This is a genomic window from Paenisporosarcina quisquiliarum (assembly GCF_027563315.1).
GTDB classification, from domain to species: domain Bacteria; phylum Bacillota; class Bacilli; order Bacillales_A; family Planococcaceae; genus Paenisporosarcina; species Paenisporosarcina quisquiliarum.
The window spans coordinates 54524-75906 of sequence record NZ_JAMKBJ010000011.1 but is presented as its reverse complement, the minus strand read 5'-3'; the positions used below and the strand labels follow the sequence as shown (position 1 = coordinate 75906).

Annotated in this window: 24 protein-coding genes and 1 other annotated feature; of the genes, 3 read left to right on the top strand and 21 right to left on the bottom strand. The window is 37.6% G+C overall.

Annotated elements, in window-relative coordinates:
- Nucleotides 1-110: 110 nt before the first annotated feature.
- The 11 genes from M9R32_RS12625 to M9R32_RS12575 form a co-directional block, all read right to left on the bottom strand.
- Nucleotides 111-2720 (bottom strand): polynucleotide kinase-phosphatase, encoded by a 2610-nt coding sequence (locus tag M9R32_RS12625; RefSeq protein WP_269927095.1) that lies wholly within the window; start codon nucleotides 2718-2720, stop codon nucleotides 111-113.
- A gap of 2 nt (nucleotides 2721-2722) precedes the next feature.
- Complete coding sequence (locus tag M9R32_RS12620) at nucleotides 2723-4069, bottom strand: 3' terminal RNA ribose 2'-O-methyltransferase Hen1 (RefSeq protein WP_269927094.1); 1347 nt, start codon at nucleotides 4067-4069, stop codon at nucleotides 2723-2725.
- Nucleotides 4070-4308: 239 nt separating this feature from the next.
- Nucleotides 4309-4929 carry a signal peptidase I gene (gene lepB / locus M9R32_RS12615; RefSeq protein WP_269927109.1) on the bottom strand — a complete coding sequence of 207 codons (621 nt, stop codon included), beginning with the start codon at nucleotides 4927-4929 and terminating at the stop codon, nucleotides 4309-4311.
- Nucleotides 4930-5708: 779 nt separating this feature from the next.
- Entirely contained in the window at nucleotides 5709-5924 is a 216-nt protein-coding gene (locus M9R32_RS12610; RefSeq protein ID WP_269927093.1) for a hypothetical protein, read from the bottom strand.
- Between the two features lie 201 nt (nucleotides 5925-6125).
- The gene (locus M9R32_RS12605) at nucleotides 6126-6413 is read right to left on the bottom strand and encodes a hypothetical protein (protein ID WP_269927092.1); all 288 of its coding nucleotides are present in this window, start codon (nucleotides 6411-6413) and stop codon (nucleotides 6126-6128) included.
- A 59-nt stretch (nucleotides 6414-6472) separates the two neighbouring features.
- Nucleotides 6473-6682 carry a hypothetical protein gene (locus tag M9R32_RS12600; RefSeq protein ID WP_269927091.1) on the bottom strand — a complete coding sequence of 70 codons (210 nt, stop codon included), beginning with the start codon at nucleotides 6680-6682 and terminating at the stop codon, nucleotides 6473-6475.
- 143 nt (nucleotides 6683-6825) lie between these two features.
- Nucleotides 6826-7242: a hypothetical protein gene (locus tag M9R32_RS12595; RefSeq protein WP_269927090.1), complete on the bottom strand. Its 417-nt coding sequence runs from the start codon at nucleotides 7240-7242 to the stop codon at nucleotides 6826-6828.
- Between the two features lie 134 nt (nucleotides 7243-7376).
- Complete coding sequence (locus M9R32_RS12590) at nucleotides 7377-7769, bottom strand: hypothetical protein (RefSeq protein ID WP_269927089.1); 393 nt, start codon at nucleotides 7767-7769, stop codon at nucleotides 7377-7379.
- Nucleotides 7770-7771: 2 nt separating this feature from the next.
- Entirely contained in the window at nucleotides 7772-8362 is a 591-nt protein-coding gene (locus M9R32_RS12585) for a hypothetical protein (protein ID WP_269927088.1), read from the bottom strand.
- Nucleotides 8363-8366: 4 nt separating this feature from the next.
- A complete protein-coding gene (locus M9R32_RS12580) occupies nucleotides 8367-9449 on the bottom strand; it encodes an ABC transporter permease (RefSeq protein ID WP_269927087.1) in 1083 nt (360 codons plus the stop codon).
- A gap of 4 nt (nucleotides 9450-9453) precedes the next feature.
- The gene (locus M9R32_RS12575; RefSeq protein ID WP_269927086.1) at nucleotides 9454-10320 is read right to left on the bottom strand and encodes an ABC transporter permease subunit; all 867 of its coding nucleotides are present in this window, start codon (nucleotides 10318-10320) and stop codon (nucleotides 9454-9456) included.
- 227 nt (nucleotides 10321-10547) lie between these two features.
- Between M9R32_RS12575 and M9R32_RS12570 the strand changes: the two genes are divergently transcribed.
- Complete coding sequence (locus tag M9R32_RS12570) at nucleotides 10548-10781, top strand: hypothetical protein (protein WP_269927085.1); 234 nt, start codon at nucleotides 10548-10550, stop codon at nucleotides 10779-10781.
- 133 nt (nucleotides 10782-10914) lie between these two features.
- On the opposite strand, the gene M9R32_RS12565 is transcribed toward M9R32_RS12570, so the two are convergent.
- The 9 genes from M9R32_RS12565 to M9R32_RS12525 all read right to left on the bottom strand — a co-directional run bounded on the left by M9R32_RS12565 (nucleotide 10915) and on the right by M9R32_RS12525 (nucleotide 18083).
- Nucleotides 10915-11424, bottom strand: a complete 510-nt coding sequence (locus M9R32_RS12565; RefSeq protein WP_269927084.1) for a hypothetical protein — start codon at nucleotides 11422-11424, stop codon at nucleotides 10915-10917.
- A gap of 29 nt (nucleotides 11425-11453) precedes the next feature.
- Entirely contained in the window at nucleotides 11454-12017 is a 564-nt protein-coding gene (gene lepB / locus M9R32_RS12560; RefSeq protein ID WP_269927083.1) for a signal peptidase I, read from the bottom strand.
- A 47-nt stretch (nucleotides 12018-12064) separates the two neighbouring features.
- Entirely contained in the window at nucleotides 12065-12556 is a 492-nt protein-coding gene (locus M9R32_RS12555; protein ID WP_269927082.1) for a hypothetical protein, read from the bottom strand.
- A 116-nt stretch (nucleotides 12557-12672) separates the two neighbouring features.
- Nucleotides 12673-12900, bottom strand: a complete 228-nt coding sequence (locus tag M9R32_RS12550; protein WP_269927081.1) for a helix-hairpin-helix domain-containing protein — start codon at nucleotides 12898-12900, stop codon at nucleotides 12673-12675.
- A 149-nt stretch (nucleotides 12901-13049) separates the two neighbouring features.
- Nucleotides 13050-13511, bottom strand: coding sequence for an immunoglobulin-like domain-containing protein (locus M9R32_RS12545; RefSeq protein ID WP_269927080.1), 462 nt, complete (start codon nucleotides 13509-13511; stop codon nucleotides 13050-13052).
- Nucleotides 13512-13664: 153 nt separating this feature from the next.
- Nucleotides 13665-15035, bottom strand: a complete 1371-nt coding sequence (gene argH / locus M9R32_RS12540) for an argininosuccinate lyase (RefSeq protein ID WP_269927079.1) — start codon at nucleotides 15033-15035, stop codon at nucleotides 13665-13667.
- Complete coding sequence (locus M9R32_RS12535) at nucleotides 15032-16240, bottom strand: argininosuccinate synthase (protein WP_269927078.1); 1209 nt, start codon at nucleotides 16238-16240, stop codon at nucleotides 15032-15034. The genes argH and M9R32_RS12535 overlap by 4 nt, the downstream gene beginning before the upstream one ends.
- Nucleotides 16241-16399: 159 nt before the next feature.
- The gene (locus tag M9R32_RS12530; RefSeq protein WP_269927077.1) at nucleotides 16400-17152 is read right to left on the bottom strand and encodes an SDR family NAD(P)-dependent oxidoreductase; all 753 of its coding nucleotides are present in this window, start codon (nucleotides 17150-17152) and stop codon (nucleotides 16400-16402) included.
- Nucleotides 17139-18083, bottom strand: coding sequence for an MBL fold metallo-hydrolase (locus tag M9R32_RS12525; protein ID WP_269927076.1), 945 nt, complete (start codon nucleotides 18081-18083; stop codon nucleotides 17139-17141). Before M9R32_RS12525 ends, M9R32_RS12530 begins: the two co-directional genes overlap by 14 nt.
- A 229-nt stretch (nucleotides 18084-18312) precedes the next feature.
- Nucleotides 18313-18522 (top strand) — a binding site (T-box leader).
- A 45-nt stretch (nucleotides 18523-18567) separates the two neighbouring features.
- Here M9R32_RS12525 and proC point away from each other — a divergent pair.
- Entirely contained in the window at nucleotides 18568-19380 is an 813-nt protein-coding gene (gene proC, locus M9R32_RS12520; protein WP_269927075.1) for a pyrroline-5-carboxylate reductase, read from the top strand.
- 49 nt (nucleotides 19381-19429) lie between these two features.
- Nucleotides 19430-20452 carry an NADPH dehydrogenase NamA gene (gene namA, locus M9R32_RS12515; protein WP_269927074.1) on the top strand — a complete coding sequence of 341 codons (1023 nt, stop codon included), beginning with the start codon at nucleotides 19430-19432 and terminating at the stop codon, nucleotides 20450-20452.
- Between the two features lie 44 nt (nucleotides 20453-20496).
- On the opposite strand, the gene speD is transcribed toward namA, so the two are convergent.
- On the bottom strand, nucleotides 20497-21297 hold the full coding sequence (gene speD / locus M9R32_RS12510) for an adenosylmethionine decarboxylase (RefSeq protein ID WP_269927073.1): 801 nt from the start codon (nucleotides 21295-21297) through the stop codon (nucleotides 20497-20499).
- Nucleotides 21298-21383: the final 86 nt, after the last annotated feature.

Sequence of the window (21383 nt, the reverse complement as noted above, 5' to 3'; positions counted from 1 at the left end):
AGTGATGAAATCAATAGGTGAGTCGGATGGATGTATACCCTAATACCAAAAAGGAGTTCAAGCCATAAGACTTGAGCTCCTTTCATTTGTATCATGTATGTCTACCCATACTATAATCGTGGGTCTACAGGATCTGACTCCATTGCCAATGTTGCAAGAACACATTCATGTACTCGTTCAATGGATTCACCATTTTTATACCTTTTAATGCCTTCTACTCCTAGCGAGAATTCCTTAAGGGCCAATTTTTGTTTTTTACCTGTATTTCTATTTTTAAGACGCTCCAGGTTGTTCGGCAGCAAATAGTCCATCCCATAGATAATATTGAGATACTTTCTTCCCCGTACTTTTATTGCAGGTTGAAGCAACTTCCCTTTATTCCTAGCAATGAAGAACTCCGGCTTAATTACAATTCCTTCGTGTCCCTCGCTTGTTATGTCCAGCCACCAATGAATGACTTCTTCTTCACTTGCCTCATCCGTAATGATTTTGTATTCCGTTTCCATAAACAGGCTGGATATCATTGCAAATTGTCGATTCATTTCCATATGCCATGTGTGGGGATGGTCAAAGAATGTCTGGTTACTATGAGCAAGAACATGGAATGGCGCAATACGAATGGAATCCACATCTTCTATTTCCCAGCAGTATTTTTGGAAAACCTCTTTAAAAGTATAGGCGTTATCAAGCTTTTGCTCGTATTCTTCCAACCAGCCTTTTAAAGCGTCATTCCCTTTTAAAGCGTCATTCCCTTTAAATGCGGATTCAATCTTTTCCTTCAGCTTCATGCGATCTAGTATCGCATTTTCCGAAACATGCGAATACTGACTACTAATCAACTCTTTTGCTTTCAAGTTCCAAGGCATGATTTCAGCATCCAGTAATAAATAGTCAGTACCATACTTTTCAAAATAGCCATTTTCATGCAAATTTTGATTAATCCGACCAACTATTTGTTCCTCAATAGCGATATCAAAAAATCGTCTGCCTGTTCTTGTATAGATAACTCCCAGTGAATCTATACCAGTATGCTTTTTGGAGGATTCTGTATCTTTAAATAAGAAAAGAATTGCACGGCTTCCCATATGTTTCTTTTCCGCAACCAACGTTTGAATCCCCTGGCTCCTATAATAGTCGATTGCTTCTTTAGGATGCTCCAGGAATCCATCTAAAGCAGATGGTTTTGGAGTTGGGCTCATGGTTGGTGGAATGTAGATTAATTGTTCAATTGGTATTGTGAAATGAGATACCGTATCAATTGCAGATTTTACGATTTCCTGATGTATTTTAACTTCTCCTAGTTCTTCTGTAAGCACAGAATAGCCATTGATAAACTTGCCGATATTCGGCGGGTTCAAGCGGTTTTTCTCCCATTCTTTTAATGGATTGTCAGGAGTTCCGGAGTAGTCTTCCTTTGCTTTTACGGAGACGAATTCTCTTTCGGGATATCGATAAGCAGTCAATGAACCGCCAAACACCACACCTTGATCGATATTAATCGTATTATTAATCAGAAGTGGAGTAGGCTTGGGATCATGACCCCAAACAACCAGGGAACTTTTCTTATGATTTATAAACCAATCTTTACGGACTGGCTTTCCTTTATCATCAAATCCATCCGTATCTCCATATCGGCAAAAATCACTTATTGCTTCAGATTGCTTACCAATGAATTCATCCTTTATCCCTGCATGAGTACAAATCAGAGTCTGGATCCCGTTCTTCGTAAATACATAATGGGAGGGTGCTCGAAGAAGAAACTCCTTAAGCACCAGTTTAATCTCTTCTGTTTTTTCTCTTCCATATTCCATTTCGTATGCCTTGAATTCTTCTTCCACTTTTTCGTCTCCATGGTTCAAGGAAACATTTCTTCCATCCAACCACCTTGCAATTTTCCAGCCATGATTGCTGTCAATCATATAGGCAAGGTTTTGCTCAACGTGTTCATGGACAAAAAGCATGGTTTTAAGTGACTGGGGTCCTCTACTCATGACATCACCAATGGAAACGAATTTTCGGCCATGCGGGTGAAGAAAAAGACCTTTTTCATTCTTTTCATAGCCCAATTGATTCAGCAAGCAAATCATTTCATCAAAACAGCCGTGTATATCTCCGATAATATCGATTCCATTCTGAATATCTTTTTCTACAGGATTTTTAGATCTTATGAATTGCAGATTATCATGTTCTCTTATCAAATAAACGGACATGTATCCTTCTTTTTTCAGGTAATTCTTTTCCCTTTTGAATGTTTGAAACTGTTGTTTAATGCGTTTCTTTCCACGAGGATTCTCTCTTCCTGCATCCCGTGAAAGCAAGTCCTCTTCTGGTATATCAAACACGATTGACAAAATAGGGACATTGTTTTTCCGGGCCAAGGCAATATATCGTTTTCGGTCATCCGGATGAAGGTGAGTAGCATCCACAAAGGTCAGTTTGTTCAACCTTGCCCTTGCATCAATAACTGAATCCATCATTGAAAAAGCTTCCCTGGAGATTGTCTGGTATTCATCCATCAAATTGTCTGCTTCATCTTTCGGTCTGTCCCGCCAGTCAATGAATTCAATATCACTTACCAAAACCCGAAAGTCATCTGAACTTATGACCTCTGAAGGAAGAATCTCTTTTTTTTCAATCATGCTTTTCAACAAGGTGGATTTACCGCTATTGGATGGGCCAACCAGCAACACTATTCCTGCATGTGGTAATCTGATTTGCATAGTTAGTCCTCCTTTCTTTTGAAAATGCACATTTGTGTTGGGAAACCGTGAGAAGGATGCTCCTCGCCAATTCCATCAAACAGAAGTTCATACTCATTGCTGTGGTTCCGCTCTGTGCACCATTGACGGAATTCCGCTCGAGTCCATTCAAAACGATGATCATTGTGACGAAGATGTTCTTCCATATCGTAAAGCTCATTGTATTCTCTATTTGGTGTAGTGATAATCAAGGCACCTGGCTGATAGTCGTGTAGCAACGTGTCCATCGCTTTCGGCAAACGGCTTTCGTCTATGTGCTCGATTACCTCGCACAAAATGATGACATCCTTGTCCTTCAATCTTTCATCATAGTAAAAAAGAGAACCCCAAAGTAATTCCGGTATTACAAATTTCTCTTTATTCTTCACTTTATTGAATCGTTCCAATGCTTTAAGTGAGGCAGATTCCGACGGTTCCACTGCCAGGATTTCTGTTATGCCTTCCACAAAGCCAAGCTGCACTGAAAGTTTGCCTTCACCCGACCCAAAGTCAACGACACTTCTTGGTTTCAATTGGCTTACGGCATTAACAATCTTTTCATAGCGTAACTCATTTAAGCGAACCTTTTTCACTGGTTCTACCTTTTTCTCATCATTACTCGAATTTTCCACTAAGCTATAAATTTCTTTAAACCTAAGAGCTTGGCGATAAATTAGGTCACGCAACGGATGCAGATCTAGCCACCCTTCCCCATACCTCTCCAGTTTTTCAATTTCTTTTTCATCAATGAAATAGTGCTTGTAGTTATCAATGACCGGAATCAATACAAATAGATGCCTTAATCCTTCTTGCAGCGTCTTCATACCTTTTATAGAAAGATATCTTGCAGAACTCTTGGTCTTAATGGGAAATGAGTATTCAATTTCTGGACGGCTAATTGTTACTTCATATCCTATCGGTTCAAATAAATTCATTAATTTTTCATCTGATAGAGAAGAAACCACTGGTCCAAACTCAAAATTAAAAGAAAAAGGATGATTTACCCACTTTAAATGTTCTTCCTTTGGTTGCCCATTCAATGCCGTCCCTAAAGCAGACCTGATAAATGAACAAAAGATGCTACTTACTGCAAACTCCCGATCGTTTATGTAGTGTGTAATGTCATATGAATTTGAATTGTTTTTTAGCAATTCAATTGGATCTGGCGTGACAAAAATCGTCACTTCCAACTCTGTCTCCGTAAACTTACTATAAAATATCCTTACGAGATGGCCTTTGTGATTTCTCTCATAAAGGTTGTTTGGATTCTTTGCTAATAAATATGATATTGCTTGAACATTGTCACCTGATGCTTGAATTGTTAGTTGCATTTAGTATGCTCCTCTCTTACAACGAAACCCTAAAAGTATAGAAGTAAATATATCACATCATTCATTAATTAACTCGTGCATTCTTAATGAACTGAATGTCTGATTTTTAATATCGTTCATTGATTGTATTTCTAGCAAACCTAACAATACCAATACATACTTGAACTTGATTCATAGTTCAATAAAAAAGGGCTGCCTAAGCAACCCAAAGATACGCCCCGTTAGTCCAAGAACAAAAATCACTTTGAATACCCCAAAACTGTTCCTTGTATTCTTTCAACCGGTAACAAGCCAAAATCTTTGCTGTCAGTCCCCCGCCACCACTGATCAACTAATACAAAAACTGTGCCTTCTTTTACTTGAATTGGATTCATTTCGGTTTTAAAATATCTCTTTACACTCTCTACGTCTACTACACCGCTCAAATCATTATTTTCAAAGTATTCCTCTTCAGTCAGACCTGTTCTTGTAGCTTCCCCATAGAAGGTATCCAACCGATTATTGTTGATATATACGTGACCATGCATGATCTTAACGGTTTCACCAGGTAGTCCCACGACTCTTCCCAAATAATCTTCTGGAATCATTGAATTTTTATTCATTTCTGATTCGACCATCTTATAAAAAACAACATCCCCGCGTTCCAGAGATTCATAATTGGGACTTACCACTAATTTACTATGAGTTATCGAATTATAATCGTGATTACCTCTATCCATGGAATCGGAACCCCAATCGACTAAAAGGTGTTTTTCATCAGGTGTTACCATTTTGATTTCTGGCGAAGTTTTTTCATCCGTCATGGTTTCCGTCTCTGGCGTGCACCCCACTAACAATAGACTGAGCAAAACAAGTATCACTATTTTCAATTCACCATCTCCTCTTTACATATTATACCAACACCATTTAGAGACAACACATTGTTTAATGAATTTTCTGTGAATTAATATTAGAAAAAGAAACATGACATTAATTTAAGGATCTTCTCAAATGGAAATGAAAAAGAGCTGCAATTGCAACCCATCGAGTTTAACTAATGCACTTAATTATTAATTTAAGAATCAACCATTTTCAAGATTATCTAATATTTAGCTGATGTGTCTTTTTCTAATTTCTTTGTTTTTATCAATGAATATAATTCTCTGAAGAAGATATAATACGCGAGCAACATCAATGCTAACAGTGGGTAGGCAATCTTAGGATAATCGATGAATATATAATCTCGCTGAGCAATGACAAAATAATGGATCATGATTAATAATATGAAATAATAAATTACTGAAATTACTTGTTTATATTTGTTGAAAATAAATCGAGCTACTAAAAATAATACATTTGCTAGAACAAAGATCCACAGAAAATTAATCACAAATATTGTTACTTCCACTTTTAACACACCCCTTCATCACAGCCATTATTTGATTTCTATAATGCTTTAATCACCTAATGTTAAATATTGAGCTTGTTCTGTGAAATAGTTCCGCTGTTTTCTGCGTTCATCGTTTCCTAATCAGGGGCTTCTTACATCCCACCACGAAAAGCAGTCTTGCTGCAAAAGCAGAAAAGATGGACTAATTTCTTGCATAAGAAAATAACTGAAGATAACTACATTATCTTCAGCTATAGTCTGGAACTAGGTTTACCAGCGCCAACCACAATTCTTGCGACGGTTATTATTTCGTCGATCATCTCGATCATCTTGAGCACCAGCAACCAAATCATTGATTAAACAGCGGCGTACGGCGCGACAAAAATCTTCACCATCAATAGAAGCTCTTACTGGAACTTTAAAATTCGTATCAAAAGCACCTGCAACAGAATCTCTTGTTCCATTATTATTTTGAAAGCATCCCATATTATTCTCATCTCCTTTCTCTATTAAAATGTTGTCACACTATAACTTATGATAGTTTTATACAAACTGTTGGGCTAAACTTTAGGAAATAAATAGAGGGTGGTCTCAAATAGTGCGGGGAATGTGGGAGAGATTCTTAGCAAATTTAACTACTATTAAATTTAGTTTTATATCTATATTTCAGACGTAAGCTTTATTTTTCTATTCCATGTTCTTAGCTAGATTGTTTTTTTCTTTTAAATATTTTAAGTACGCATCCTTATCTTTAAGATGATGAGAAGTGCCCTCGTTTTCAGTATTATTGTCATCTATGGATGGTGAAGGTGTTAGATGAACGAGTCTACTATTAATTTTAGTTAGCAAGGATATTCCTCTAAATAAGAAGCCCACAATTATCCCAAAAGCAATACAACCACCAATGACCGGTCCCAAGATGAATAGAAAATAACCTAATAGTGCGAATAACACGATTAACATTAGATGCTTCATTTTTCTTCCTCCATTCAAAAACTATCCCATAAAAATATATTGTTAAATTTTAAAAAACTCTAAGCTTCACCGTAGAATTCAGCGAAATAGAGAAAACCAATCTTTCTAACAAGAAAGTTTCTCAACTCACCTTGAGTGGCTTTTTCTATTGGTGGTTTAGTTAAGGTATATGCTTTAGCGTTTAACTCTGCAAATTTTTCTTGATCAATTTTATTATGAAAATGATCATCTATAATACCGGATGTCATTGCCGCTTTTGGATGACTCATAAAAAACACATGCGTTCGAAGTGCCATATGAGGTGTAGAATGTAATAGAAGAAAAAATACCTACACCTACCACGAGAATGCTTATCTTTTTCTTCATGTTATCCCCCATTTCTTAAAAAACAACAACTTAGAGAAGATACAATTTATTCATAGTAACCATTAGAATCTGGCAAAGCTTTGTACTCATCTTTGTTTAAAAGAATGCTATGAATATAATCTTCCAGTTTCAACAATTCCAATACATTCTCTGGATACCCATCACAATAAGTCTGGGTATAAAAAGAATTAGTCTTGCCATCCATTTGAATATTCCAGATTGTATAAGATGGTGGTTCGGTTTCACACACCTCTTCTTCTCTCACCGTGAATTTTGAATCATCCATAATATCAATAGTCATCATTTCATGATAAACCTGTTCCATTTCTTCTTCTGTAAAAGCGAGGTTTACTTCAATCGTGCCGTCCTCAACTAAGTCTTTTACAATCGTATCGTTGAATGTGTCGATTTTTTGTTTTCCATAAGTACCATAAATCAGACTGAAATTGAAATCCGTAGGCATTTCTTTAATTTCCAACTTATCAGGTTGATTAGAGCAGCCAATAAGACTAATAAATAAAATTGGGATCAGATACAAGAAAAGATATCTTTTCGTCAGGTCAATCACATCCTTCACTCACTAGTTTTACAATTAACTTATCCTTCTAGCAATTTCATATAATAGAAAACTTTATCCTCGTACTCGACAATTAGAATATCAAGTTCCGATCCATTTTCACTTGCAGAGTAAATTTTTGTCCCTACCTGCAATTTTGTAGCCGTCCAATCCTTAAAGCCGAAACGACTAGTTGATTGCTTTTGTGTTTCACCTAAAAGAGTATGTTTCGTTAATTTTTCTTTTCGTTCCTGAAACCATTCTGATTCGGTCATATTACTATAGATGAAACCATCCAACTGTATAATATCTGCTTCAGAATTTTGTTTTATCACATCTTTGGCTGTGACCTTCCCACCATCAGCGACACCACAACTTGATAGAATAAAAAACAATAGCAATATGAATAATAAATTCGACTTATTGATAATCAAGATTAACTGTTCTCCTCTTTAAACAATTTATGTAATTTCTCCAATAACTCTTTCTGTTTCGTTACAAAATCCTCAGCAGATATAATGAAATAAGAGGTTGTATCATCTAATCGGATTAATGAGCATTCGTCATAAATTAAGCTGATCGTTAACAAATTTTCAGGCGCTATGGAATTATTGTTCAAGAATTTCTCTAGATTTAGATATAATTTTCTCACTAATTCGTCTGTAGACTTCTCAAGCGTGAAACGACCGGCAAAGCTGTCCCACCAGACTCTAAAAGAAAAGTGAATTTCATTATAAGTCTCTAAACTTTCGTCACTTTTTTCAAATAAACATTGATAAAACAAGTTTTTTTCATCCATAAAAAGCTTAATATCATTCATTGGATGTTCAGCTATTTTATGTTTCACTTCATCCCACAAGTTTCTGAAACGATTTTCAAAATCTTCTTCAAATGAAATTTCCGAAAAAACAGAAGGGAATCTGTACTGTTCTTTATTGCTTTTCTGATTTAGAAATATATTTTGTATATAAATCAAAAAGTTCAATGAATAGGCAGCTTCTGTCTTGATTTCTAATGTACACTTCATTAAATTAACCCCTTTTACAGTCCATTTCTTGTGCTGGTCGAGCGGCTCTTAATTGAACTCTTTCGAAAGGATGATCACCCTTACTATATTCAATTTCATTTTGTTTTTGAACAGGCTCCCTCGTACTGTCGACAGCTACTAACACTTTAGTCAAACCTTCCATCATCCCTTTTGCAGATAGGATTAATAGGCAAATAAATAAAATTGGCATGAAAGAAATCCACGGATAGGACGTCCATAAGTATTCCCACCACATTCCTAGCAATCCTGCCCATTCGTTTGAATTGGAGAGTTGTTTGGTGTAGCCAAATAAGTCACCACGGCGGGTATATCCCCCTATGAATAACCCTAGAACGGCTAAATGGGACATCAAAATCAGCGTGTGAATGAAATCTCTTAAGAAAATAATTGCTAGTTGAGGAACGAGAAAAGGTTTAATATGTTTATTTACAATTCTCCAATTAGTTGCTCCAAGCGTCCTGGAGCTTTCGATAAATTCCTTTTTATAAATGGTCTTTACTTCATTGGCAATCAAGATTGAATTGGTTGGAACAAAAAGAAGGGCAAAAATAAGGATATAGAAAAGTATCCTGCTCCAATAAGGCAAAGGTTCCGGTCCGCTAACTAGAGCACCATCTACCATATACATCCCTACTTCTGATATTAAAATGCCATTCAAAAGTAGAAATGCCAACAAAGTCATCGGGAAGTAGTTTAGAGCATCAGCCATTGATTTAAGGGGTTTTTCAATCTTCTGCAGGAAGAAATGAATGAACAACCCAATCCAAACGGACGGGAAAACACGAAGAAATGTAATCAGCAAAGCGGCTGCAATCGTATATTTAGCCCCAACAAGTATGACGATAAATAAATCCCTTCCGAAGTTGTCTGTTCCAAAGGGGGGAAAGTTTTTATAACTGTAAGGTGCAGGTAACGGTTTCCCCTGGCTATCATAAAGTAATGACGTTGTTGGAATTCGGTCATTAAAGAAGAAAAAATACAGCAAGCTAACTACAAACAAACCACTGATGATGAGGAAGCCGGAAAGAAATAACTTATTAAAGAGAAGTCTTTTTAAAATATACACACAATCACCATTCCAATCTTTGACCCGTATATTTTTCTATAAGGCTAGTAATAAGGGCGTATATGAGGAAAACAGGCACAAAAAACAGTATCAAAGTGAAGGCGATCACATTCGGATTTGGATAGCTCGTTATAAATGTAAAGATTCCATAGATGTTAAAAAGTTTTTCAAAAATAACCATTGAAGATAATAAATACAGAACAATTGTTTTACTATGACTAAAAATGCTTGGTGCTATATTTCTCAGCACATGGAAAAAGAAAATCTCCGTTTTATTAAACCCTTTGCTTCTGGCCAATTCTACGTATGATTTATTCCACTCATCACTGACTAAATGAAGGTTAATTCTAAAAATCATGAATGAGGGAATTAAAGCTAACGTAACAACCGGCAGAAAATATGTTTGGTTTTGGGATGAACCAGCTACAGGAAATAATAAATGACCGCTCTGCTTGAAATATAAAATAACGGAAAATTGAATGAGCATAATGATGAATAAGTCTGGTAGGGATTCGAGTAAGGATACAAATTTAGAAACGAAATCGTTTATTTTTTGTGGAAGCAAGATTGTGAGGTAAGTAATAAATAAACCGCAGATTATAGCAATACATAGCGCTGAAATGAAAATGGTTAATGAGTAAAAGTAATAATCCCAAAAATTTAAGAATATTGAATACTCCTGATTAGTCGGTCCTAAAATAATTAAGTTGTCAGGAAAAATAAGAGACTTGATGATATGCAAAACATTTTTCAAAAACACCGTAAAATCAAGCTGAATTCCATTAGAAAATAACCCTACAAATGCACTTAACAAAATAATTCCAACGACTACATAAAGAAAACGCGATAAGACTCTAAAACTTGAAATCACAACAATTCTCCACCTTAAATTTATAATCCAAAAATTGTCACTTGAAGTCAAGATTACCATATATTTTTTTGGAGTAATAGCTATTAATTAGTTTTTTCAGATAATTATTATTTTGTTTGTTTGCGTTGACATGAAAAAGAAATTCCCAAAAATTCTTATGATGCATCTTCACTTAGAATAAAGTCAGGGAAATAACATATCCTAATTTTTATTCAGGAGGTGAAATTATGACAAACCAACAAAATACAGATCAACAAGGTAACCAAATTTCCAAAGGAGTTAAAGACACTGCTGGAGCAGCATTCCATGCAGTGCATAGTGCTTTAGAAAAAACCGAAAATGCAGCCATGAATACAGTAGATAAAACTGCTAATGCTGTAAATGGTCTAACCAATAAATCAAAAAACAAGGCAGGTACTCCATCAAACAACTCAACTACCAACAAAGGGTTGCCACATTAAAGTAACTGATATAAACTTTTTAAATTGTATATTTGACCACATATGTAAAGCACCCACGAATGATACAATCGCTGGGTGCTTTACATATTTTATAATCGCTATTACTTAAAAAGCAGTGAAAAAAAATGATTCTTTATTTCTCTTGTAGCCAGCCTTCCACTTGTTCTTTCATCTCTTTTTCTAAATCCTCAATGGTTTCGGTATCGTTCACTGCCATTTTCACGTATTTTTCCGGAAACATCTTCTTTATGGAAGATGCATATTGATTCCCGTCTTTTGGTTCAGTATATTTAATTACTTCATATCCAGAATCCACTTTCTTTAATTGAATGAAGACAGGTAACGAGTGTCCAGACTGATTGTTGGTACCACTATCCTTATTAAATCCACCGAAGTATGACCACATGTATACGTTGATTATTTCTTTATATTCACTAGTTCCATAGATTCTGTGAACTTCAAATTGTTTTTCTGAAGGATAATATATACCCTTGTATTTTTCAACTATATAATCTGAAATCACCTCGTCCATTTCTTTGGTTACATGCGCATTTCCATCCTTGATTTCGGGAGAATTTGGAGCACATCCCACTAAAAATACCGATAAAATAAGGATCATTTTATTCATAGACCATCTTTTCACTAAGAAGATTCTCCTTGTCTTTCAGCTAATTATTCAACCATCCCTAATTCCTTAAGTGGCCAAAAGATTATGTTAGTTTTACCTATCACTTCCGCTAGCGGGACTAAACCAATAATTCGACTATCCGTACTGTTTCTACGATTGTCCCCCATAACAAACAAGTATCCTTCTGGAATCACTTTCTCCCCTGTCCGCTCTTCAAGAGTGAAATCTTCTGTCAGAGTTCCACCGTTCACTTGTAATTTATTTGATTCCAAATATGGTTCTTTCTGAGGTTCGCCATTGATATATAGTTGATCATTCTTGTAAGCGACATGATCTCCAGGTAATCCAATCACTCGTTTAATATAATCCTTATTCTCAGGTGCGTGATGAAAGACTAAGATATCGAAGCGACTTGGCTCTCCAACTTCATAGCCAATTTTATTAACAATCATCCGTTCTCCATTTTCAAGAGTCGGCATCATTGATTCACCGTCGACAACGATTGGTGTAAATAAAAAATGACGTATTAACCATACAGCTGCAAAGGCAATAAGCAATGCTTTTGCCCACTCCCAGATTTCATTTTTTTCTTTTTTCACTTGTTCCATCCTATGGCCTCCTGGAATTTGTTTTAGTTAATATTAATCAGTAACCATTATTGAATCGATTCCATTACATATATCTTTTTATTATTCTTATTTAATACGACGAGTAAAGAGCTATTATCTTCAATTAATTTATAAGAATACTGATCGTCTTGTGTGAATTGCACAGGATTATTTATGAATACTTCCTGTTTATTTACTTCTACATTGTTGTTCAGATTGGTTCCTTCTTTTTGGAATTTCTGAATAAGTATTCTTACCGTATCCAATGACGTTTCATCAATTGATAACCACATATCTTTTTCTAATATTTTTTGGATTTGATTATGATTGTAATCCAAAATAGTATAGGTGGCACCTTCACTAGGAAAACCATCTCGACTCGTATAAACGACTTCAATTTTCTTCGGTAAAGGCAAGGATATATCCCAATTTAGCTTCCATTCAAACACTGTTGTGATTTTTCCGTTCATAAAAAAACCTGTTGCGATTATTATCACTAAAATCAAGAAGGAGAATAATCTTTTCTTTCTCTTATCCATTCTTCCATCCCCTCAAGTAGACTCTCAAACAGTATCCGAAATAAAATATTCATTTTCAAAATTAATCTAATATTGACGACGAAAAGAAAAAGTAAAAGTTTCAATACAGAACTGAGTTATTTATTCTCAGAACCATTTGCGAAAGTTAATCCTTTGTCCATTAAAGTGCGTCGGATTATATCAAGCGCTTTTGGACCCACTCCATGTAGTTTCAGTACCTCAGCCTCACTTACTTTGGTAAATTGCTCAAGCTTGAGATATCCAGCTCCATCTAGTGCACGTCTTGCTGGCGCACCTATTGAGGTTGGGATGTTACTATTTTCGCGATTATCCTTTTGATTCATAAAATCTTCCTCCTTTTATTCTACATATGGGATCGAGAGTTTAAGAAAAGATGTTTATCATAATTTGTTCTAATCATGAATTAATGTCCTGTTTCATTGATTTTCATAAAAATTCCACACAAAAAGCTGCCAAATAGAGGCAGCTCGCTTTAGTTTAAAGTCACTTCGAATGGAGCAGCTAGTTTATTAAAAACAGCTCTGTATTCGCCTGGAGAAAACTCATACTTTAGTTCGCTCACCTTAAGAGTCATTGACGCTTTTTCTCTGATTATTAATCCTTCTTCTGTAAACATCTTCTTCTTATACGGGATTTCAAACCATATTCCATTCTCTTTTTTCTGTAGGTAGAAATGATTTCCTTCAGTTAAATCCTTAGTGCTTTCATTGATAACGTTTAAAGTAATTTCTTTATCATACGGTTTATACTGAACTTTTTCCATTTCTAACGTAATCCCGTCTCTTGAGCTTGGGACCTCTTGAATCTCAGCTTTATGAGTCAGAATTACTACTTTTTGCACTTCTCCAACTGGATTACTAGTTTTCTCTTCACACCCAACCAACATAAGTAAAGCAATGCTAATGTATGTAATCATTATTCTCTTCGTCTTCACAATATTTCCCACCTTTTGAAATAAGACGGGGGAAAGTTCATAAAGTTACAATTTCACTAAAGATATATTAGCATTCAACTTGATCAATCGAGTTATTGCATATAAGCAAAAAACATCCCACCTGTCAGCTACTGCTTAACAAGTGGGATGTTTTCATACTAATGTTTTTGCTTTTTCAATTTGCATACGGACTTGGTCAAAGCCAGTTCCACCAAGCGAATTTCTTCGCTTCACTGCCGCTTCGGGTGACAGTACATCATAGATATCGGGTTGAATTAAATGACTGGCTTCTTGCAAGTCTTCTATCGTTAGGTCCAACAAGTAAATGCCGCGCTGGATACATAGGAATACAAGCTTCCCTGTGACTTCATGTGCTTCACGGAATGGCATGCCTTTTGTTGCTAAGTAATCGGCCAGTTCCGTAGCATTTGAAAAGTCTTGATGCACCGCTTCATTTAATCGCTTTGTATGGACTGTCATGGTTCTGACCATTCCTTCAAAAATTTGAAGTGATCCATTCAAAGTTTGAACCGTATCGAACATGCCTTCTTTGTCTTCTTGCATGTCTTTGTTATACGTGAGTGGCAATCCTTTTAGCGTTGTAAGCAGACTAAATAAGTTCCCATACACACGACCCGTTTTCCCGCGAATTAACTCCGCCATATCGGGGTTTTTCTTTTGAGGCATGATGCTGGAGCCTGTGGCGAACGCATCATCGAGTTCAATAAATTGAAACTCCTGGCTCGACCACAGAATGATTTCTTCAGCGAAACGCGATAAGTGCATCATCACAAGTGATGCATTACTTAAAAATTCCACGATGAAATCACGGTCACTCACGGCATCCATGCTATTTTGGTACACTTGCTCAAACCCAAGAGTATTGGCTGCTTTTTCGCGGTCAATTGGGAATGTCGTACCTGCAAGTGCACCGGCACCTAATGGAGAAATATCAATACGTTTAAGTGATTCGGACAAACGTTCCTGATCACGCTCAAGCATCCAAAAGTAAGCCATCAAATGATGGGCAAACGATATCGGTTGTGCGCGTTGCAGATGCGTATAACCAGGTGCAATCGTTTCAATATGTTGTTCTGCCTGAGTCAATATAGCTTTTTGAAAAGCTTTGATGCTCTCGATAATTTCTACAACACGATGTTTCAGGAAGAGGTGCATATCAGTTGCGACTTGGTCATTTCGACTGCGAGCCGTATGCATCTTACCACCAACCGGTCCAATTAAGTCGATCAACATCTTTTCCAGATTTAAATGAATATCTTCATTAGCAACTTCAAATACCAGCTCATCATTCGCGGCTTTTACTTTCAATTGCCCGAGACCTTCGATAATTTTGCTTACGTCTTCAGCAGGTAAAATACCGCAGTCGCCAAGCATTTTTACATGTGCCATGCTGCACGCCAAATCTTCCATGACGAGTTGTTGATCAAAGCCGATGGATGCGCCAAATTCATCCACCCACTCTTCAGCAGACTTTTGAAAACGGCCGCCCCATAGTTTGGTCATACCGACACCTTCTCTTTTCCTTTGTTAACCATGGCATGAACTTTTGTCGGTAGACCCCATAGTTCGATGAAGCCTACGGCAGATTCATGATTGAATTCATCATCCGTTGTATAAGTCGCAAGTTTTTCGTCATACAACGAATTCGGCGATTTACGACCTTCGACAATGGCGTGACCTTTAAATAATTTCACACGCACCACACCGTTCACATACACTTGTGTTTCTTTCAGGAATGCTTCAAGAGCCACTTTCAAAGGAGAGAACCATAATCCTTCGTAGATCAGTTCGGTTAATTTTTTCTCAATAACCGGTTTGAAATGTGCTAGTTCTTTTACAAGCGTAATGTCCTCAAGTTCTTTATGAGCTAATAATAGTGTGTGTGCTCCAGGAACTTCATATACTTCGCGTGATTTTATTCCAACTAAACGATTTTCAACATGGTCGATACGTCCGACGCCGTGTTTTCCAGCTACAATATTCAACTCGGAAATAAGCTCAGCTAGTGGATATGCTACACCGTTCAATGCGACTGGTACACCTTGTTCAAATGTAATTTCAATCATATCTGCTGTATCTGGTGTATCTTCGAGTGCAACAGTTAAATCATAAGCATCCGCTGGAGGTGCAGCCCATGGGTTTTCCAAAATGCCACATTCGTTCGAACGTCCCCAGAGATTTTGATCAATTGAAAACGGGCTATCCAAATTGATTGGAATCGGAATGTTATTTTTCTTTGCGTAGTCGATTTCTTCTTCACGAGACCAGCCCCATGCACGGACAGGTGCGATCACTTCAAGCGATGGATCCAGTGCTTTAATCGATACTTCAAAACGCACTTGGTCATTGCCTTTTCCTGTACAGCCATGAGCTACGGCATTTGCACCTGTCTGGTGCGCGATTTCAACCAATTTTTTCGAAATCAATGGACGGGATAATGCCGAAACCAAAGGGTATTTTCCTTCATACCAAGTATGAGCTTGAAGTGCGAGCAATGCATATTCATTTGCAAATTCTTCTTTTGCATCAACCATATAACTTTCAACAGCCCCAACTTGAATGGCTTTCTTTTTAATGAACTCTAAATCTTTTCCTTCACCAACATCTAGACAAACAGCGATTACATCATAACCTTGTTCTTTTAACCATGGAATTGCTACGGATGTATCTAATCCACCTGAATATGCGAGAACTACTTTTTTGTTCATATGTCATTCCTCCTGAATGTATGTTTATTCATTGATTATGAATTAATATACACGAATGATAACATGTAATAAAAATGTATACAAGTGAATACTCATACATTTTAAAAGTTTAATTATTCAAAAAAAGAGCAACCACTTTGGCTGCTCTTTTACCCATTTTTATTTTTTCATGAAAAAATCTCGTCCCACCCGTTCAATTAGTGAAGGAGCCAGATTGTATGCTTTACTCGAAATGCCCATATACCAAGGCAAGTCCACTTCACGTACAGGACGTTCAATTACTCTTACAATCGCACTTGAAACTTCCCCGACTGATAACAAGAACTTTTTCAGCGAACTTTTATATGTGCCAGTTGAATCCGCTAAATCCAAGAATGGTGTATCGATAGGTCCAGGATTGATTGTCGTCACGTGGATTCCGTAAGGCTGGACTTCCATTCTGGTAGCGTTAGCATAACCAAGAAGGGCGTGCTTCGTCGCTGCATAGACGGAAGCTTTTGGTGTAGCAATTTTCCCCGCTTGTGAAGCGACATAAATAAGATGCCCTGATTTCCTTTCTAACATGAAAGGTAAAAACCTGCTCGTCAATTTCATGGGTGTTGTTACATTGATGGTCATCATGTCATCAATTTGTTGGTCAGAAGTCTCATGTGCCAAAGCAAACGTTCCTACGCCAGCGGAAAAAACAATGACATCTGGAGCCGGACATTGACGACTAACATTCTCTAAACCATGATCAGTCAACAAGTCAGCTTCTATTGTATGAATACCAAGAGAACTGAGTTTTTCAAGCGCAGTTTTAGAACGACCTGTTGCATAAACGGTGTATCCTTGTTTGTTTAAATCATTTGCGACTTGCATACCTACGCCACTTGTCGCACCTGTAATCAGAACTGTTTTAGGCTTGTCCATAAGTGAATACCCCATCTTGATCTCGTGATTCAATTGCGAGTCCTTCAGCAAGTAAATAATCTACTTGTCCAATCGTTTCAGAAAGTGTCAGGCCGAGCTCTTTCTCATAAACAGATGGGAATAATTTTTGAGTGATTTCAAAAATAGTTAGATGTGTCTCGGCAAGCATCGCATGTACTTTCATCGCACGGTCATGCTGTTTTTCCAATCGATGTGCAATCAATGCATGGACATTATATACTTCATTCCCGTGACCACTGTATATTTTCTCTACAGGCATGGTCATGACCTTTCTTAATGATTCGTTGTATTGAATCATCGCTTGCGGTCGACCGGCACTTGGATCTAAAGGTGGTTCAATCAAAGGGTTTGATGAAATTTTTTCTAATATATGGTCCCCGCCGATCATTTCTTTACTTTCAGCATGCCAAAAAGAAACATGGCTCTGTGCATGACCTAGTGTTTCCACAACCGTCCAACCTGGATGCCCTGGAAGTGCATCGCCCTCCTCCACTGTCATATCAAGTGGGCGATTGCCCATGAAAGCGACTGGACGTTTCATTTTTTCGACCCATGCATGATATTTTTGCGGAACGCCTTCTTCAATCAAACGTTCTAAATAAAATTCATCATGATAGGCAAAAAAAGCTGGATCCCGCGTCAACCAAAGATCATTATAGGCATGGCCATATACTTTGGCATTTGGAAAAGCATCGATCCAGCCTGCATGGTCGGGGTGATGGTGGGTCAAAAATACTTGTTCTACGTCCTTGAACGAATAGCCCGCTTCTTTTATTCCACGTTCGAGTGCTGCATACGCATCGGGTGTTTTTGGACCAGCATCAACTAGCGAAAGCGAATCTCCTTTTAATAGATAGGCATTAACATCTCCAACCGCAAAAGGTGTAGGCAAAATAAGTTTGTGGATCATATGGCATTCTCCTTAAAATGAATCACTATTCACTCCATTGTACAAGTTTTCCATGTTCACGTCACTTTTCAAATAATAAATGGTAAAGCACGATCGAATCACAAAGTTAAAATGAAATGGGGAAATATCACACCCTTATTGCATATACTGAAATTACCCAGAATTCTTTTTACTATTCTTCAGTTGACATCTATTCATTTGCAAGCCTATAATTTCGATAATTTAGAACGTTCAGGCTTTGATAAAGATCAGTAATCGTGTTGAAGGAATGAAGAGAGTGTGTTCACCGGCTGAAAGACACACTTCCGCTCACAGGATGAACCTACTTTGGAGCCGCCATGCAAACATGGCCGTACCTTCGCGATAAGAAGGAACAAGTTGTGCTCCACGCGGGGCAAAACAAGGTGGTACCGCGGAAACATGCGTTTTCGTCCTTTTATTAGGACGGGAGCGCATTTTTTTATACAAAAAAGGAGGAGTAACAATGAAAACGATTGTGTTTGTTGGAGCGGGTTCAATGGCGAAAGCGATGATTCATGGCTGGATGAAAGAGGCGACTGTTGCCCCGGAAAAGGTATTTGTCATGAACAAATCCGATCGCAAAAAGTTGACTTCTCTTAACGAAACATACGGCGTTCAAGTCGTTTCTGAAAACAAAGACGTTTTAAAAACAGCCGAATTGATTATTCTGGCGATGAAACCTAAAGATGTTCAGGCGGGCATGCAGGCAGTAGCCCCTTACCTTTCCAAAACTGCTGTGGTGCTATCAATTCTTGCAGGAGTTCCTATAACAACAATCGCTCAAGGACTTGGCGAACGTCCAATTGCCCGTTGTATGCCTAATACATCTGCTACGATCGGAATGTCTGCAAGTGCAGTAGCCTGGAATGAAATGATGACTCAAACAGACAAAGAGGAAATCTTGAAACTACTGGGTACAATTGGATCCGTCATCGAGGTAGAAGAAGATCAGCTGCATGTCATTACAGCTTTATCCGGAAGCGGACCAGCATACGTGTATTACTTTGTCGAAGCCTTTGAAAAAGCTGCAGTCGCGAGCGGCCTTGACCCACACGTTGCTCGTAACTTACTCGTCCAAACATTGGCCGGTTCAGCTGAGATGTTAAAACAATCAACCGATTCTCCAGCTACTTTGCGAGAACATGTCACAAGTCCTGGTGGAACAACAGAAGCCGGGATTCAAGCATTGCAGGAAAAAGGGTTTATCGACATGCTTGGCAGTTGCTTGAACGAAGCTGAATCACGTTCCCGTGAGCTTGGGAAGCGCTATATTTAGGGTAAATTTGCTATACTACCTCATATACATAAAGGAGGAGTAGCATTTTATGGCAAAAGCTAAATTATTCGAAGAATATACAATTAAAAATGTGACGTTTAAAAATCGAATCGTAATGGCACCGATGTGCATGTATTCAAGTCACAATCAAGATGGGCAAGTTGAAGATTGGCATCGTGTTCACTACCCAACTCGTGCTGTGGGGCAAGTTGGCTTAATCATTTTGGAAGCTACTGCCGTTTTACCTGAAGGTCGAATATCTGCACAGGATCTTGGCATATGGAGTGATGAGCACACAGCCGGTTTATCTGAGCTCGTTCAAACCATGAAAGTGCATGGCTCAAAAACAGGCATCCAACTTGCACACGCAGGCCGTAAAGCGACGGTGGATGGTGATATTTTTGCCCCTTCCCCTTTAGCCTTTAATGATCAATATAAAACACCAGTTGAAATGTCAACAGATGATATTGCTAAAACTGTCAATGCTTTTAAAGATGGTGCAATTCGTGCGAAAGAAGCTGGATTCGATGTCATTGAACTGCACGGTGCACATGGTTACTTAATCAATGAGTTTTTATCCCCACTGACAAATAAACGCACGGATGAATACGGTGGAAGCGACGAAAACCGGTACCGATTACTTCGCGAAGTAATTGACGCTGTTCGCAGTGTTTGGGAAGGGCCATTGTTTGTCCGCATATCTGCACATGATTATACGGAAGGCGGCATGACACCAGAATCCTATGTAACAATGACCAAATGGATGAAAGAACAAGACGTTGATTTAATCGATGTCAGTTCGGGAGCGAATGTCCCGGCAACAATCGATTCATTCCCCGGCTATCAGGTGAAGTTTGCTGAAACAATTAAATATGAGACACCGATTGCGACAGGTGCAGTAGGAATGATCACTTCCCCACTTCAAGCCGAGGAAATCCTCAAAAATGAACGTGCAGATTTAATCTTTTTAGCACGTGAATTATTAAGGGATCCATATTGGCCTTATCGTGCAGCAAAAGAACTTCGCACGGAAATCAAGTCACCGGTACAATATGAGCGCGGATGGTTATAAGACAGGATAGAAAAAAGGACCCGATTGGGTCCTTTTTTATCTATTTAAGCCATATTTTTTGCGTAGAAAATTTCATCCATTTCTTTTTTCAGCTTCTTCGTAATCTCAATCTTTTCTTCTTCAGACAACGTATCTTCCTTGTATCCAAATAAGTAATTGTTCAGATCGAATTTCTTCAGCTTACATTTTGTATGGAAGATATTTTCCTGGTAGACGTTCACATCGATCATTTGGAAAACGTCTTGAACGCTCTCAGGAATGTAGTTCTGGATAGAATTGATGTCATGATCGATAAAGAGTTTATGACCTTCTACGTCTCTTGTGAAGCCACGAACACGATAATCAATAACCATAACATCGGTTTCAAAAGAGTGAATCAAATAATTCAATGCTTTTAATGGAGAAATTTCGCCACATGTTGAAATATCGATATCTGCTCGGAATGTACTGATACCTTCATCAGGATGGTACTCAGGATATGTGTGAACCGTTATATGACTTTTATCTAAATGTCCAACTACCGCATCAGGACCTGGAGATTGCTTGAATGATTCCAATGGGGATTCGTCAACTGGTCCCTCTGAAACCAAAATTGTTACACTGGCACCTTGTGGTTCATAATCTTGTTTGGCAATGTTTAAAATGTTTGCCTCAATCATATCTGAAACGTTGGTTAAGATGTTTGTCAGACGCTCTGCATTATATTGTTCATCAATATAATTGATATACGCCTCTCGCTCTTCCTTCGTTCTTGTGTAGCAGATGTCATACATGTTGAAGCTTAATGTTTTAGTTAAATTATTAAAACCGTGTAATTTAATTCTTTCATTTGGAGTTAAACTCATTTTTATGTAATTCCCTTCTCGACTGATTATTAGACAAATTTCGCAAAGTAGTTAAAAAATAGATGGTGAAAAAAATTTGTATTCTT

What these genes read in the sequence shown, in the direction of transcription:
- M9R32_RS12530 (WP_269927077.1), bottom strand. Translation starts at nt 17,152, where the DNA reads ATGGACAAGCCTAAAACAGTTCTGATTACAGGTGCGACAAGTGGCGTA.
- M9R32_RS12610 (WP_269927093.1), bottom strand. Translation starts at nt 5,924, where the DNA reads ATGGGATGCTTTCAAAATAATAATGGAACAAGAGATTCTGTTGCAGGT.
- M9R32_RS12600 (WP_269927091.1), bottom strand. Translation starts at nt 6,682, where the DNA reads ATGAGTCATCCAAAAGCGGCAATGACATCCGGTATTATAGATGATCAT.
- proC (WP_269927075.1), top strand. Translation starts at nt 18,568, where the DNA reads ATGAAAACGATTGTGTTTGTTGGAGCGGGTTCAATGGCGAAAGCGATG.
- lepB (WP_269927083.1), bottom strand. Translation starts at nt 12,017, where the DNA reads ATGGAACAAGTGAAAAAAGAAAAAAATGAAATCTGGGAGTGGGCAAAA.
- M9R32_RS12555 (WP_269927082.1), bottom strand. Translation starts at nt 12,556, where the DNA reads ATGGATAAGAGAAAGAAAAGATTATTCTCCTTCTTGATTTTAGTGATA.
- M9R32_RS12570 (WP_269927085.1), top strand. Translation starts at nt 10,548, where the DNA reads ATGACAAACCAACAAAATACAGATCAACAAGGTAACCAAATTTCCAAA.
- argH (WP_269927079.1), bottom strand. Translation starts at nt 15,035, where the DNA reads ATGACCAAACTATGGGGCGGCCGTTTTCAAAAGTCTGCTGAAGAGTGG.
- M9R32_RS12620 (WP_269927094.1), bottom strand. Translation starts at nt 4,069, where the DNA reads ATGCAACTAACAATTCAAGCATCAGGTGACAATGTTCAAGCAATATCA.
- M9R32_RS12595 (WP_269927090.1), bottom strand. Translation starts at nt 7,242, where the DNA reads ATGCCTACGGATTTCAATTTCAGTCTGATTTATGGTACTTATGGAAAA.
- M9R32_RS12525 (WP_269927076.1), bottom strand. Translation starts at nt 18,083, where the DNA reads ATGATCCACAAACTTATTTTGCCTACACCTTTTGCGGTTGGAGATGTT.
- M9R32_RS12625 (WP_269927095.1), bottom strand. Translation starts at nt 2,720, where the DNA reads ATGCAAATCAGATTACCACATGCAGGAATAGTGTTGCTGGTTGGCCCA.
- namA (WP_269927074.1), top strand. Translation starts at nt 19,430, where the DNA reads ATGGCAAAAGCTAAATTATTCGAAGAATATACAATTAAAAATGTGACG.
- speD (WP_269927073.1), bottom strand. Translation starts at nt 21,297, where the DNA reads ATGAGTTTAACTCCAAATGAAAGAATTAAATTACACGGTTTTAATAAT.
- M9R32_RS12585 (WP_269927088.1), bottom strand. Translation starts at nt 8,362, where the DNA reads ATGAAGTGTACATTAGAAATCAAGACAGAAGCTGCCTATTCATTGAAC.
- M9R32_RS12550 (WP_269927081.1), bottom strand. Translation starts at nt 12,900, where the DNA reads ATGAATCAAAAGGATAATCGCGAAAATAGTAACATCCCAACCTCAATA.
- M9R32_RS12605 (WP_269927092.1), bottom strand. Translation starts at nt 6,413, where the DNA reads ATGAAGCATCTAATGTTAATCGTGTTATTCGCACTATTAGGTTATTTT.
- M9R32_RS12535 (WP_269927078.1), bottom strand. Translation starts at nt 16,240, where the DNA reads ATGAACAAAAAAGTAGTTCTCGCATATTCAGGTGGATTAGATACATCC.